Annotated in this window: 13 protein-coding genes; 4 read left to right on the top strand and 9 right to left on the bottom strand. The window is 40.9% G+C overall.

From position 1 onward, the window contains the following. Positions 1-19: 19 nt before the first annotated feature. Positions 20-382 carry a transglutaminase family protein gene (locus Q0192_RS18750; protein ID WP_366518146.1) on the top strand — a complete coding sequence of 121 codons (363 nt, stop codon included), beginning with the start codon at positions 20-22 and terminating at the stop codon, positions 380-382. 74 nt (positions 383-456) lie between these two features. Here Q0192_RS18750 and prfB read toward each other — a convergent pair. Continuing rightward, positions 457-1546 (bottom strand): peptide chain release factor 2 gene (gene prfB / locus Q0192_RS07685; protein WP_299288492.1). Its coding sequence is split into 2 segments (ribosomal slippage): positions 457-1485 and positions 1487-1546, totalling 1089 coding nucleotides; the frame shifts between segments, so codons are not numbered across the junction. A 160-nt stretch (positions 1547-1706) separates the two neighbouring features. On the opposite strand from prfB, the gene Q0192_RS07690 reads away from it, so the two are divergent. Further along, positions 1707-2117: a hypothetical protein gene (locus Q0192_RS07690; RefSeq protein WP_299288494.1), complete on the top strand. Its 411-nt coding sequence runs from the start codon at positions 1707-1709 to the stop codon at positions 2115-2117. Between the two features lie 182 nt (positions 2118-2299). Then, positions 2300-3946 (top strand): glucose-6-phosphate isomerase, encoded by a 1647-nt coding sequence (gene pgi, locus Q0192_RS07695; protein ID WP_299288496.1) that lies wholly within the window; start codon positions 2300-2302, stop codon positions 3944-3946. Positions 3947-4048: 102 nt separating this feature from the next. Here the strand turns inward: pgi and Q0192_RS07700 are convergent, their stop codons facing one another. From Q0192_RS07700 to porV, 7 genes are all read right to left on the bottom strand, one after another. Continuing rightward, positions 4049-4366, bottom strand: a complete 318-nt coding sequence (locus Q0192_RS07700; protein WP_299288499.1) for a HepT-like ribonuclease domain-containing protein — start codon at positions 4364-4366, stop codon at positions 4049-4051. Continuing rightward, on the bottom strand, positions 4363-4665 hold the full coding sequence (locus Q0192_RS07705) for a nucleotidyltransferase domain-containing protein (protein WP_299288501.1): 303 nt from the start codon (positions 4663-4665) through the stop codon (positions 4363-4365). The genes Q0192_RS07700 and Q0192_RS07705 overlap by 4 nt, the downstream gene beginning before the upstream one ends. A gap of 32 nt (positions 4666-4697) precedes the next feature. Continuing rightward, complete coding sequence (locus tag Q0192_RS07710) at positions 4698-5774, bottom strand: glutaminyl-peptide cyclotransferase (RefSeq protein ID WP_299288504.1); 1077 nt, start codon at positions 5772-5774, stop codon at positions 4698-4700. An 8-nt stretch (positions 5775-5782) separates the two neighbouring features. Next, the gene (locus tag Q0192_RS07715; RefSeq protein ID WP_299288507.1) at positions 5783-6151 is read right to left on the bottom strand and encodes a YraN family protein; all 369 of its coding nucleotides are present in this window, start codon (positions 6149-6151) and stop codon (positions 5783-5785) included. After that, positions 6151-8067 (bottom strand): DNA primase, encoded by a 1917-nt coding sequence (gene dnaG / locus Q0192_RS07720; RefSeq protein WP_299288510.1) that lies wholly within the window; start codon positions 8065-8067, stop codon positions 6151-6153. The genes Q0192_RS07715 and dnaG overlap by 1 nt, the downstream gene beginning before the upstream one ends. A gap of 281 nt (positions 8068-8348) precedes the next feature. Next, on the bottom strand, positions 8349-8828 hold the full coding sequence (gene ispF, locus Q0192_RS07725) for a 2-C-methyl-D-erythritol 2,4-cyclodiphosphate synthase (protein WP_299288513.1): 480 nt from the start codon (positions 8826-8828) through the stop codon (positions 8349-8351). Between the two features lie 6 nt (positions 8829-8834). Further along, entirely contained in the window at positions 8835-9983 is a 1149-nt protein-coding gene (gene porV / locus Q0192_RS07730) for a type IX secretion system outer membrane channel protein PorV (RefSeq protein WP_299288515.1), read from the bottom strand. A 269-nt stretch (positions 9984-10252) separates the two neighbouring features. Between porV and Q0192_RS07735 the strand changes: the two genes are divergently transcribed. Further along, complete coding sequence (locus Q0192_RS07735) at positions 10253-11863, top strand: SUMF1/EgtB/PvdO family nonheme iron enzyme (protein WP_299288518.1); 1611 nt, start codon at positions 10253-10255, stop codon at positions 11861-11863. A 693-nt stretch (positions 11864-12556) separates the two neighbouring features. Here the strand turns inward: Q0192_RS07735 and pyk are convergent. Further along, on the bottom strand, positions 12557-13990 hold the full coding sequence (gene pyk / locus Q0192_RS07740) for a pyruvate kinase (RefSeq protein ID WP_299288521.1): 1434 nt from the start codon (positions 13988-13990) through the stop codon (positions 12557-12559). Positions 13991-14083 lie beyond the last annotated feature (93 nt).

Here is a 14083-nt window from a genome sequence, read left to right on the forward strand (position 1 = left end):
AAACCAGATTTCGCTGGCCGTGATCTATTCGGTAATTGCGCAAAAGCTGGACATTCCGGTTTTTGGGGTGAATTTGCCGCAACATTTTATTCTGGCTTATGTAGATGAAAATGAACACCAGGAAGCAGAAAACGGGATTTTGTTCTACATCAATACGTTTAACAAAGGTTTTATTTTTGGGAAGCGCGACGTGGATATGTTTTTAAAACAACTCAACCTAAAACCCGAAGCGCAATATTACGAGCCATGCAGCAATTTGGATATCATCAAACGCATTTTGCGAAATTTAATCAGCTCTTATGAAAATTCTGGCTTAACAGAAAAGGCAGAGGAATTGACAGAATTGATGGTGATTGTAAGTGAAGAGCATCCGCATTCGTAATTTCCTTTTAAATACAAATGCTGTTTTTATCACCTAAATTTTAGTGTGATAAAAACAGCATTTGTATTTTTAAATTAATTATTTCCGCCAAACTCCATCAAAAAAGCTTTCAAAAACTCATCCAGATCGCCATCTAAAACAGCTTGTGCATTAGAAGTTTCATGACTCGTGCGCACATCTTTTACCAGTTTGTATGGATGCAAAACGTAATTCCGAATTTGCGAACCCCACTCAATTTTCATTTTCGCGCCTTCAATCGCGTTGCTGATTTCCATTCGTTTGCGCAATTCTGCTTCGTACAATTGTGATTTTAACAGTCGAATTGCATTTTCTTTATTCTGCAACTGCGAGCGCGATTCCTGATTTTTAATAATAATGCCCGAAGGTTTGTGGTACAAACGAACTGCAGTTTCTACCTTGTTTACATTCTGACCGCCTGCACCGCCAGAACGGAAAGTTTCAAACTCAATATCAGCCGGATTGACATCAATTTCAATCGTATCATCAACCAGCGGATACACGTAAACCGATGCAAAAGAAGTATGGCGTTTGGCATTGCTATCAAACGGAGAAATACGCACCAAACGATGCACGCCGTTTTCGCCTTTTAAATAACCGTAAGCGAAATCGCCTTCTATTTGCAGCGTTACGGTTTTTACGCCCGCAACCTCGCCTTCCTGAAAATCCTGTTCGCTTACTTTGTAACCGTGTTTTTGCGCCCACATCACGTACATCCGCATCAGCATACTTGCCCAGTCGCAGCTTTCGGTTCCGCCTGCGCCTGCCGTAATTTGCAAAACCGCATTCAACTGATCTTCATCTGCCGAAAGCATGTTTTTAAATTCCAGGTCTTCCAGTTGTTTTAAAGTGGATTGATATTGTTCCAGCGCTTCCTCGTCCGTTGCATCGCCGGATTGGTTCATTTCCTGCATCACCACCGTATCTTCCACCGAAGTTTCTACAGCTTTAAAAGCATCGGTCCATGTTTTTTTACTTTTCATGGAAGCCAGCACTTTCTCGGCTTTTTTAGAATCGTCCCAAAAATCGGGCGCCATCGTGATATCTTCTTCTTCTTTTAAGCGGTATAATTTGGTATCAACGTCAAAGATGCCTCCTCAGGGAAGTTACGCGATCCCTCAAGTCTTGAACTTGTTCTTTTGTCATGCCGCAAATATAGAAATTTGGTTTTGGGGGAAGGGATTGATGTTTCACTGATTTTTATGCGATAAAAGAAGCATGTACTTTTTCCGGTTGCAAGTTGTAGCGTTTGGACAATTGGGGGCGTATGGTTTATTAAAATACCAGATAACCTATTTTAGATAATATGAAACACTTCATCGCATTTGGATTGATAGCAATCCTTGCTTTTTTCCTAACTTCCTGCAAAAAAGATTCGGCTGACAGTAACGCTACGATTCTTGGCAAATGGAATATTGTAACAGATTCTACTTACGCTACAGTTGGCTGTTGCTACGAATACAAAAAGTTTTATGCAGGTAAACCCAACGATTACTTTGACTTTAGGAATGACGGAAAACTCTATATTAAAGAAAATACAACTTTGGATACTGCAAATTATCAGTTAACTGCAAATTCCAAGATTTTCATCTCTGGGAAAATTCTAACTACTTTCCGTATTACAGATCTTACTGCACATCACACTAATTTAAAAACGCTCGATTCTTTACCAAATCCTGGCGGATTTAGCTGGAGAAGAGTGAATTTAAGTAGATAAACTTTTTTGTAAAAAGGATTTAGGAGGCTTTAACTTTCCGACTTACTAACTTCACTTCCTCACAATGCTTCTTTTACCACCATTTTTTCAACATAAAGCAATCTTTAGGTTTTGCGCAAACTATTCAGAACAAATAGCCAACTGTTCAATTTTATATATAGTTTTGAACTAAAACCATAATCATGTTACCAAAAATAAATTTCACCGAAACTGAAGCTTTCCACTATCTCAACGATTATTTCCCACAAATGGCCGAAAAACAAATGAAAGATTTGTTTGCGCAAGACCCGGAACGTTTTAAAAAATTTTCCATCACGTTTGAGGATATTTTGTTTGATTTCTCCAAAAACCGCGTGGATGAAAAAACGCTGGCACTTTTAATTCAATTGGCTAAAGAATGCCAGCTAAAAGAAGCCATCGAAGCGATGTTTACGGGAGAGAAAATCAACGAAACTGAAGGCCGCGCTGTGTTGCATACCGCTTTACGGAACGTAACCAACAAACCATTAACTGTTGACGGCGAAAATATTACCGAAGAAGTAAACGCGGTTTTAAAGCAGATGGAACCTTTCTCTAACGCAGTAATTTCCGGCGAGTGGAAAGGCTACAAAGGCGATGAAATTACGGATGTGGTGAATATTGGGATTGGCGGATCAGATTTAGGTCCGGTGATGGTAACCGAAGCTTTAAAACCTTACAAAACACGCTTAAACCTGCATTTTGTTTCTAATGTTGACGGAACACAAATCACCGAGATTTTAAAGGATTTAAATCCGGCAACAACGCTGTTTTTAGTTGCTTCAAAAACTTTTACTACGCAGGAAACCATGACCAACGCCCATACTGCGCGCGATTGGTTTATCAAAGGCGGCGGAAAAGATGAAGATGTGGCCAAACATTTTGCAGCTTTATCTACCAACGCCAAAGCGGTTGAAGCTTTTGGCATTGACACCAAAAATATGTTTGTGTTTTGGGATTGGGTTGGCGGCCGGTATTCGTTGTGGAGCGCTATTGGTTTGTCCATCGCTTTAAGCATCGGTTTTGATAATTTTAAAGAATTGCTGACCGGTGCCAACGCTGCCGATGAACATTTTAGAAATACAGATTTCGAGCAAAATATTTCTGTGATGTTAGGTGTAATCGGTATTTGGTACAATAATTTCTTCGGAGCGGAAACGGAAGCAATTCTGCCTTACGATCAATACCTGCATCGTTTTGCCGCTTATTTCCAGCAAGGTGATATGGAAAGTAACGGCAAACATGTAGATAGAAACGGCAACATTGTAGATTATTCGACCGGACCAATTATTTGGGGCGAACCCGGAACAAATGGTCAACACGCCTTTTACCAGTTAATCCATCAGGGAACTAAAATTATTCCTTGCGATTTTATTGCTCCGGCTCAAAGTCATAATCCAACCGGCGAACATCATCCAATTTTATTGTCCAACTTCTTCGCCCAAACTGAAGCTTTGATGAATGGCAAAACCGAACAAGAAGTAACCGAAGAATTAAAAGCTTCCGGTAAATCCGCAGCAGAAATAGAAAAACTGGCGCCGTTTAAAGTTTTTGAAGGTAACCGGCCAACCAATTCTATTTTGCTTAAAAAAATTACGCCGCGTAGTTTAGGTAGTTTGATTGCTTTTTACGAGCATAAAATATTTGTGCAAGGCATTATCTGGAACATTTTCAGTTTCGACCAATGGGGCGTAGAACTGGGCAAACAATTGGCCGTAAAAATTCAGAAAGAATTAAAAGGTGATGAAGCAGTTTCTGATCATGATTCTTCTACCAATGGTTTGATCAATCAGTATAAGGATTGGCGGTAAAGAATTTTAGGTGATAAAAGAAGCATTTGTAATTTTTGCAAATGCTTCTTTTATCACTACTTTTTCATGAAACTCAATTGCAATTAATCTTCCAATAACTTTTCAACTTCCGCTTGCAATACCCGGAAGATGGTTTACAACAACATTCCAAATTACAATATCATTTACATTATCGTAAGCATGGATTACTTTGTTGCGTAAATCAACTATCATTCTTGCATAAGAAATTTTTGCTGTTGGATTGATTTTTAATAATTTATTTACGGCTTCACCTATAATTTCAAGTTCCCGTTCTACTGCACGCCGTTTGGTTTTACTTGCTTTATATTCTGTAAATATTCGTTTTCCTTCCAAGTGTTCATCAATAGATAATATGGCTTCTACAATATCAGCAAGAAATTTTTTCTCTTGAATTGTCATAAAACAAGCAATTTATTGCTATCAATACTTTCCAATAAATAGGGATTGTTTAGCGTTTCTTCTGCCACTAATTCTACCTCCAATTTCAACAAATCCTGCAAAGCATACAAGAGTTGGAAATAGTTATTCCCGTAAGTTTCAAAATCCAAGTTTGGTGAAAAACGGATTAGAAAATCTACATCACTGTCAGCATTCATTTTACCCGTTGCGGCGCTTCCAAAAAGATAAGCTTGCTCTACGCCATACAAACGCATCAGTTGTTGTATTTTAGGAAGATTGCTTTTGATAAATGGCTGCATAATATTTAATTGGATTTTTAACAATACTTCTTTTACACCCCTTTTTTCACAAACTTAACCTGAAACAATTTCCCCCACTTTTTACCAGTTATAAAAATGCGATGAGTAGCAGCATCATAGGCAATGCCGTTTAAAACATCATTTCCGGGATCTGTATTAGCTGGCCTTTGCTCCATTGGATAAATGTTGCTCATATTAATCCGTTGCATTACTGCACCCGTTTTTGGGTTGATTGCGAGGATAGTATCTTTGGTGTAAACGTTGGCGTAAATCCTTCCGTCGATGTATTCCAATTCATTCAAATTTTCAATCTGGCCTTTGTCATCGTAAACATCAATGGCACCGGTTAAGGTATATTTATCTTTATCTAAAAAGTAAATGCGGTTAGAGCCGTCTGTGTTTAGAATATGCTTTCCGTCAAAACACAATCCCCATCCTTCACGGCCAACGGTATAAGAAAAGTTAGACAATTGCTTTAAAGTATTGGCATCATAAACAAAGCCTACTTTCTCTTTATAAGTTAACTGGATAATTTTATTGCCAATCATCGTAATCCCTTCTCCAAAATAAAGCGGATTCAATTTAGTGCGCTGCAAAATCTTGCCTGTTGCCGGGTTAACTTTCCGGATATCCGAGTGCCCGTACTCGCCAGCACTTTCATAAAAAGCACCATTGTGATATTCCAACCCTTCTGTATAACTCGAAGTATCATGCGGAAACACTTTTTCCACATGATAACCCAACTCTTCCGGTGCTTTGGCGGCCAGCAAAACAATATTTGTGGTTACCGGCGTACTGTTTTTACCCTGATAAATTTGAGCTGTAATTTGCTTGATGCCCAACGGAAGTGTGTCGGTTTTCAAAGTAAAAGCTGATAAATCTTTCTTTACACCAAGCCGAACATCATCTATCAAATAAACCACAGAATCTGCTTTAAAACCTTGCGGCGCGTTTACTTGCAAAGGCACATTTTTACCAGCGTTGATATTACCGCCGGCTTCCGGACTCATACTTAAACTACTGTCATTTTCCTGATTGCCGGATTTATTTTTACAAGCGTGCAAACTTAAAACAGCCGCCAAACTCAACAGGATCAACTTTTTATTCATGTTTTATTTTAATAAGGATCAGGCCAAAAAGCATCCTGAATATGGTTTAAACGATAATTGCCTTGTTTATCAAACAAAATAGCAACGATATCAAAACGTGCTTCGCCGTTAAAATCCATCAGTTCTATAAATTCATCGGCCGCGCTTACCAATAGCTTTTGTTTGGCAAAATCCACAAAATCTTCCGGTTCGCCAAAAGCGTTTCCGGTCCGCGTTTTTACTTCTACAAAAATGATGGTTTTGTTTTGATAAGCAATTAAATCAACTTCCGCTTTCCCGAAACGCCAGTTCTCGTCCAAAATTTCGTAACCGGCATTTTCTAAATGTTGTTTGGCCAGCTCTTCGCCTTTTCGGCCTAAGTTATTGTGTTCGGCCATTATTTTAAAATTACCGAACCGAGAAAATCAGAAATATTTTTCTCCACTTTTTTCATGTGTTGGTATTGGTTCAGCAAAACATCAATGTCATCATTGGAAGTTGTTTTCTGCAATTCCCGGCGGATACCTTCTAAAATCTGGTCAACTTTTCGTTTTTTCAGATGGAAAATCGCGCCCAAAATTGTCGCTTTCATGTTGTCTTCTTCGCTGGAAACCAAAATTTTATGCTTCTCGTACCAATTCTCGCTTAAAACATAAGGCGTGGAAATCATGGAAACGGCCAGATCGGTCACTTTACGATCGGGGTGATGGATAAAAAAAGCTTCGTCCGGCAGCCTTCCGTTTTCCAGTTCCTGCCGGTAAATATCCACTAAGTTTTTGCTTTCCGGGTTTTCAAACTCCACGTCGCTCAGTTCCGAAATCATAAACGGACCGATGTAAGTGTTAGCGATACCGTCCCAATCAATCATTTTATTGCCGTAAGTGATGAGCAGGCGCACAATTTCTTTTTCCTGCGTATCTTCTGCGGATACTGTTTTTACCGGTATATTTTCGGTGTATTCGGTTTCCGGCTGGATTGGTTTTGGCGAAGACTGATCCTGCTTTTTGGCTTTGGCCTGCCGCATTTTGTTCAGCTCGGTCAGCAGCGAACGCTCGTCCATTTGCAACAGCAAACTGCATTCTTTTACAAAAACCGAAGCTTTGATCGAATCCGGGATTTTGGCGATACTTTCTACAATTTCCCGGATCACCTCTGCTTTTTTTATCGGGTCATTTTTGGCCTCGCTCAGCAGCGTACTGGTTTTATACAGAATAAAATCTTTTTGATTTTGATCGATGTACGTTTTAAAAGCAGCTGTTCCAACTTTGCGCACAAAAGAATCCGGGTCGTGGCCATCAGGAAAAGTAACCACTTTTACGTTCAGCCCTTCTTCCAAAATCAAATCCAATCCGCGCAACGCTGCTTTTATACCCGCCGCATCGCCATCATACAAAATCGTAATGTTTTTGGTAGAACGGCCAATCAACCGGATTTGCTCAACGGTTAAAGAAGTTCCGGAGGAAGCAACTACGTTTTCGATTCCGGCTTGGTGAACAGAAATCACATCCGCATAACCTTCTACCAAATAACAATTATCGCTTTCGCGAATGGCTTTTTTGGCGAAGTACAAGCCGTAAAGCAAATTGGATTTATGGTAGATTTCTGATTCCGGCGAGTTAACGTATTTCGGGACGCTTTTATCGTTCTTTAACGTCCTTCCGCCAAAACCAACCACGCGCCCGGTAAAACTATGAATCGGGAACATCACGCGGCCACGGTAACGATCGTACAAAGTTCCGTTATCGCGTTTTACGGACAAGCCGCTTTCCAACAAAAACTCTGTTTGATAATTTTGTTTGATGGCCGCCGTACTAAACGCATCCCAATTGTCCGGCGAATAACCCAACTCAAATTTTCGGATAATATCTTCCCGAAAACCGCGCTCCTTAAAATAGCTTAAACCAATATTCTGGCCTTCCGGCGTTTCCAGCAAACTTTGCTGAAAAAATTTGGCCGCAAAAGCAGAAACCACCATCAGGCTTTCGCGGCGGTTGTCTTCTTCGATGTTTTCGGGCGTTTGTTTATCTTCTTCTACCTCGATGTTGTACTTTTTGGCGAGCCATTTTAACGCTTCAGGATACGTAAATTTTTCGTGCTCCATCAAAAAAGTAACGGCAGAACCGCCAAGCCCGGAAGAAAAATCTTTGAAAATCCCTTTAACCGGCGAAACTGTAAACGAAGGCGTTTTTTCGTTTGCAAAAGGCGACAAACCAACGTAATTGGCACCACGTTTTTTCAACTGTACAAACTCACCGATCACTTCAACAATGTCGGTAGCTTCAAAAATGCGGTCAATAGTGGTTTTGTTGATCATCAAAAACAAAAATAAGGTTTTGGTTTGAGGTGTGCCCGATGATTGATGCTTCTTTTATCGAGCAAATTTTGGTTTTTTTAGAAGAAAACTGGAAACCGGTTTTGAATGACCTACGCTTTGTCGTTTCGATCCAAATGGAGAAATCTTTTTCAAAAGTTTAAGAAATTATCTTTGGATTTTTAGGTGATAAAAGAAGCATCAGGTTGAAAGAGGATTTTTCCCTGCGGATTGTGATGACAAAAAAAGTCAAAACGACAACGCAAGCATGCTTCTTTTACCCCCTAAATTTTCTCGATCAAACAAACAGCATAAGCAACTACGCCTTCTTCGCGGCCGATGAAACCCATTTGTTCGTTAGTGGTGGCTTTGATCGAAATATCTTCTTCACTGATACCGGCCGCTTCGGCAATGTGGATTTTCATTTTGGGGATATGCGGATTGATCTTGGGCGCTTCCAAACAAATCATCGCGTCAATATTTCCAATGGCCCAGCTTTTCTCGCTCAGCAAACGCACTACTTCTTTTAGCAGGATTAAACTGCTGATGCCGCGCCAACGTTCATCGGTATTGGAAAAATGAAAACCAATATCGCGCAAATTGGCTGCGCCCAGCAAGGCATCGCAAATGGCATGCACCAAAACGTCCGCATCAGAATGGCCGTAAGCGCCGGAAGTATGTTCGAGATGAACGCCGCCCATCACAAAAGGATGGCCTTTTTTAAGCTGATGCACATCAAACCCAAACCCAACTTTTATTTTCATGCGCGCTTACCGTCCTTTTGATAAATCTTTGCCAAAACTATAACCCAAAGTAAAGCGCAACGTATTGGCCAGCGCGCTTTGCTGTTGGTTGGCCACAAGGTAAGAAAAATCGAGGTTGAAATCCTGGTAACGGAAACCGACGCCCAATGTTAAATATTTCCGGTTCCCGAAGTTGGGGTTTTCGTAAAAATAACCGCTGCGCAAAGCAAACTGGTGGTTGTACCAATATTCCAACCCACCGCCAAGATTGATTTCTTTTAATTCGTTACTGAAACCCGCATCGCTAAAAGAACCAAAAATACCCGAAGGCACCGAAGCGGTTGAGTTAGGGTTGGACGGGACCAGCAATTTATTGGCATCCAATGTTGCGGTCAATTCGTTGTAAGTATCTAAATACCACGTGTTGGCAACGCCAACCCTTAAATTGGTTGGCAAAAAATATTTTTGACCGGTTTCGGTATAACTGATTTTGGAACCGATGTTAGAAATGTTTACCCCAAAGGCAAACAAGTCATCTTTACCCAAAAACTGTGTTGGGTTCCTGTAATACAAAGAAACATCGGCGGCCACTGCTGTTCCGGCTTTGGTTTGCTGGCCTTCAGAAAAACTGCCGTTGGATAAATTGGAATAGATGAAACGCAATGAAGTCCCGAGCGAGAAATTTTCGCCAAACTTTCGGGCAAAACTTCCGTCAATGGCAAATTCGTTTGGTGTATAAGTACCCTGGTCTTGCTGGTTATTGTCCACCAATTGAATTTTCCCCAAGTTGAAGTATTTTAAGGAAAGTCCAAATGTATTCCGGTCATCCAGCTTATGTGCATAACTTAAATAAGCGAGGTTAATATCGGGCACCAAACGGCGCAGCCACGGGCTGTAGGACAAAGAAAACTGATCTCCGTTTTCGATAAAAGCCAATTTTGATGGGTTCCAGTAATTTGCGTTTTTATCAGTTGCCAAAGCTACGCCGGCATCACCGATGGCGCCAGAACGTGCATCCGGAGAAACGGTAAGAAAAGGTACCGCGGTTTGGATAGCACCTGCAGTTGAACTTCCGTTTGTATTGGTGCCGCCAACCTGCGCGTGCGCATTATAAATATTAAACCCTAAACTTATTGTTAGTATTAAAACCCGCTTAATAATTGTATTGATATCCATCAAACTAAAATAATAAGTTTAAAGCCAGTACTAAATTTTTTTCGATAGTAGAAAAAATAAAACAAACCTTAAAACCGTTGTACCATGCAAATAACTTCTTTATAAGTTGCTTATTGCCAAAGCTAACTAATTTTTGATCTGCTGTAACCCTAAAGAAGTAATTTCGTTCAATATAATAATATCTTTGAAAAGATAATTTTGATGCTTAAATTTTTTATTGGCGTTTTTTACGAAATATATTAAATTTACCTTCGACAGGAATTGAAAAAATGAAAAGAAATTTTATTAATGGTGCTTTCATGATGTTGGTGCTCGGCGGGATTTTTAGCAGTTGCAACAAAGCAAAATCGCCCAAAACCGGCTGGGCTTATAACGACCGTACCAACGGCGGTTTCCAGGTTTTTGCCAAAAAACACCCTGCTCCGGGTCCGGGCTTGGTGCCGGTTGAAGGCGGGACTTTTGTGTTGGGCGGTTCTTTAAACGAAGATTTGCAGTTTGATTACAACAACATCCGCCGCCGCGTTACTGTGGCTTCTTTTTATATGGACGAAACGGAAGTGGCCAATACCGACTGGTTGGAATATTTATACTGGATCAAAAGAACGTACCCGCAAGAACGCGAAATGTACTACAATGCCTTGCCGGACACTTTGGTTTGGCGCCAGCCTTTATCTTACAACGAACCTTATGTGGATAATTACCTGCGCCATCCCGGTTATCAGGATTATCCGGTTGTAGGCGTAAGCTGGGATCAAGCAAATGATTATTGCGACTGGCGTACACAGCGCGTAAACGAAGAAATTTTGCGCGAACGCGGCATTATCACCGATTGGAAAACCATGAGCAAAAGCGGTAAAACGGGTGCCGGTGCTGCTTTTAACACGGATATTTACTTGAACGGACAATACCGTGGTGCCGGGATTGACGGAAAACACATGCCGAAAGATTTAAACCCTGCTATTAAAGGACAAGGCGGCAAAGCAGCCACACGTCCGGCACGTATTGAAGATGGTGTTTTAAAACAACCTTACCGTTTGCCTTCAGAAGCAGAATGGGAATATGCCGCATTGGCACTTGCCGGAAACACGCAATATGAAAACATCAGCGACGGAAAAGTTTATCCTTGGAACGGGATGGGCGTACGTTCCCCTAAAAAAGGTACACGCGGTTTGATCCTGGCCAACTTTAAACGTGGTGCCGGCGATAACATGGGAACTGGTGGTTATTTAAATGATAAAGCCGATATTACAGCGCCGGTTCGCTCTTACCCGCCAAATGATTTCGGTTTGTACAATATGGCCGGAAACGTAAACGAATGGACTGGTGATACTTACCGCCAGTTATCGTACGAAGATTTTGAAGATTTTAACCCTTTCCGCGGTAATATTTACACCAACAAAAGATTGGCCAACACAGATAGAGGTTTACTGGCAAAAGACAAATACGGCAAACCAATTAAAGATTTGGCTAAAACATCTAAAAAACAAAAATGGAGCGAGCTGAACGGACAAGCTGCTACGGCTGCCGAAACCAATGCAGCCAATGCAAACCCCAACCAAAGTGCGGTTATTGCTGCAAATGCTTCGGGAAAAGCGTTTACACCTGATGTGCGCGGTTATAAAGATTCGGTTAACTCTACTTTGTACGGAAACACCACTTTGGTAAACGACCATTCTAAAGTTTACAAAGGTGGTTCGTGGAACGACCGCGCTTACTGGCTTAACCCCGCCACACGCCGTTTTATGGATGAAGAAGATACGAACGCCGAAGTTGGTTTCCGTTGTGCGATGGGCATGATTGGTGCGGCAGAAATTAACCCTTCCAACAAACCGCACTTCCGGGTGAAGGCACAAAAATCACCTAAAAAGATTCAACTGTAAAATAAGCTGATTGATAAAGTTTTGAAAAAGCTGCCTCTTTTGGAGGCAGCTTTTTTGTTTTTGGCGGTTGTTTGATTTGACTTTTTGAAAACCTGAATGCTTCTTTTAGCACCTAAAAATTGGTGTCGGCACTTAAACCCTTTACCAATTTTAGGGCGATAAAAGAAGCATCGGCCAGGAGAATAAAAGCTGTTTGAATTTATATCTAAAAAAACTGAATGCTTTTTTTAGCACCTAAAAATTGGTGCCGATCCTAAACCTTTCACTGATTTTTATGTGCTAAAAGAAGCATCTAATTGAAGGAACAATTATTTCAGAGCCCTTTAAATTTCATTCTGAGGTATTTTGGCTAAAGCCAAACCTAACTTTTACCTATCCCACGGCCTAAAGGCCGTGGCAATTTAACAACTGCTTTGTTTTGCAGATTTTTTACACTTACTGACAATAAAGCTTTACAGTATACTTCGGTTATTGCTTATCACTTGCCACGGCCTTCAGGCCGTGAGATAAAGGTCAAGCAAGGATTGGCTTTAGCCAAAATTACAAGATGCTAAATTTTTGTGGCATAAAAGAAGCATGAAAAACAGGCCGGACAAAATTAAGCCTACTTTTAAAATCGAAAACAAAAAGCCAAAAAAGAAGCCGGCTTAACAAAACCAGCTTCTTTTCAACATAAAAAAATGTACCGTAAAATCAGATCATGCTCACCTTAATCATGTTCGTCCTGCCTTTTTTCTCCATCGGAATGGCTGCCGTATTGATCACCACATCGCCTTCTTCCACCAAATTCTGACTTTTTAAAATATCGTTGATCTCCTGGATGCTGCCATCGGTAGAGTTTACATCAAACTTATCATAATAAAAGCCCCGAACGCCCCAAAGCAAACTTAACGTGCGTAATAAATGACGGTTCCGGGTAAAAATAAAAGTATTGGCTTTTGGTCGGTGGCTGGAAATTTCAAAAGCCGTATACCCGGATGAAGTCATCGTAACAATGCCGATCGCGTTGGTTTGTTCTGCCAAATAAACCACCGAACTGCAAACCGCATCAGACAAAATGGTTGCTGATTTTTCGTTGACCGGTTTTGGCGTATTAAAAGGATAGCCAAATTCTTCTACGTTTTTAATAATTTTTTGCATCGTTTCGATCACGATCACCGGAAATTCGCCCACCGAGGTTTCTCCGCTTAACATCACCGCATCGGCACCATCCAAAACTGAATTAGCCACGTCGTTCACTTCGGCGCGTGTTGGCCTTGGTGTCGTGATCATGCTTTCCAGCATTTGCGTGGCTACAATCACTGGTTTAGAAGCAGCACGGCATTTTCGGGCAATCATTTTTTGCAGCAACGGAACCTGCTCCATCGGCATTTCCACACCCAAATCGCCGCGGGCAACCATTACGCCGTCTGTTGCTTCAATAATCGCATCAATATGTTCAATCGCTTCCGGTTTTTCGATCTTGGCAATTACGCGTGCCGATTTTCCGCTTCGGCTGATGATACGTTTCAAATCAACAATGTCCAATTCTGTGCGGACAAAAGACAGACCGATCCACTCGACATCATTTTTCAAGGCAAATTCCAGGTTGTCTAAATCTTCTTCCGTCAAACTTGGGATCGAAACTTTGGTATTTGGCAAATTAACACCTTTGCGCGAAGTTAAAATACCGCCGTACACCACTTCGCAAATTACAGTATCCTTATTGTTGGTTTCTTTAACGCGCATTTGCAGCTTGCCGTCGTCCAATAAAATCATTTCGCCGGCCACCACATCTTTCGGAAAACTATCGTAAGTAATGTAAATCTGTTTTTCGTCGCCAATGCATTCGTGTGTAGTGATGTTGATCGTTGTCCCGTTGATGAGTTGCACACCACCTGTTTTAACCATTCCGATCCTGATTTTTGGCCCTTGCAAATCGGCCAAAATGCCCACGTTCAGTTTGTACTGCTCGTTAATTTCACGAATATTGTTGATGGCAATTTGGTGGTCTTCCTGTTTTCCGTGAGAAAAATTTAACCGGCAAACGTTGACACCAGCCCGGATTAACGACAACAGCATTTCTTTTTGTGCAGAAGCCGGCCCGAGCGTGGCAACTATTTTAGTTCTTTTGTGCGAAATTTTCATTTATAAAGATAAATTTTGATTAGATGAATGGTGATGCTTCTTTTACTTCGGTAAAATTAGTGTAATTTAAACACTAAGCGAAATGTTTAAAAC

This window comes from uncultured Mucilaginibacter sp., assembly GCF_937859865.1.
Lineage (GTDB): Bacteria > Bacteroidota > Bacteroidia > Sphingobacteriales > Sphingobacteriaceae > Mucilaginibacter_A.

Excerpts from the sequence above, each read along its gene's own strand:
- Q0192_RS07690 (WP_299288494.1), top strand. The coding sequence starts at position 1,707 with ATGAAACACTTCATCGCATTTGGATTGATAGCAATCCTTGCTTTTTTC.
- pgi (WP_299288496.1), top strand. The coding sequence starts at position 2,300 with ATGTTACCAAAAATAAATTTCACCGAAACTGAAGCTTTCCACTATCTC.
- Q0192_RS07700 (WP_299288499.1), bottom strand. The coding sequence starts at position 4,366 with ATGACAATTCAAGAGAAAAAATTTCTTGCTGATATTGTAGAAGCCATA.
- Q0192_RS07705 (WP_299288501.1), bottom strand. The coding sequence starts at position 4,665 with ATGCAGCCATTTATCAAAAGCAATCTTCCTAAAATACAACAACTGATG.
- Q0192_RS07710 (WP_299288504.1), bottom strand. The coding sequence starts at position 5,774 with ATGAATAAAAAGTTGATCCTGTTGAGTTTGGCGGCTGTTTTAAGTTTG.
- Q0192_RS07715 (WP_299288507.1), bottom strand. The coding sequence starts at position 6,151 with ATGGCCGAACACAATAACTTAGGCCGAAAAGGCGAAGAGCTGGCCAAA.
- dnaG (WP_299288510.1), bottom strand. The coding sequence starts at position 8,067 with ATGATCAACAAAACCACTATTGACCGCATTTTTGAAGCTACCGACATT.
- ispF (WP_299288513.1), bottom strand. The coding sequence starts at position 8,828 with ATGAAAATAAAAGTTGGGTTTGGGTTTGATGTGCATCAGCTTAAAAAA.
- porV (WP_299288515.1), bottom strand. The coding sequence starts at position 9,983 with ATGGATATCAATACAATTATTAAGCGGGTTTTAATACTAACAATAAGT.
- Q0192_RS07735 (WP_299288518.1), top strand. The coding sequence starts at position 10,253 with ATGAAAAGAAATTTTATTAATGGTGCTTTCATGATGTTGGTGCTCGGC.
- pyk (WP_299288521.1), bottom strand. The coding sequence starts at position 13,990 with ATGAAAATTTCGCACAAAAGAACTAAAATAGTTGCCACGCTCGGGCCG.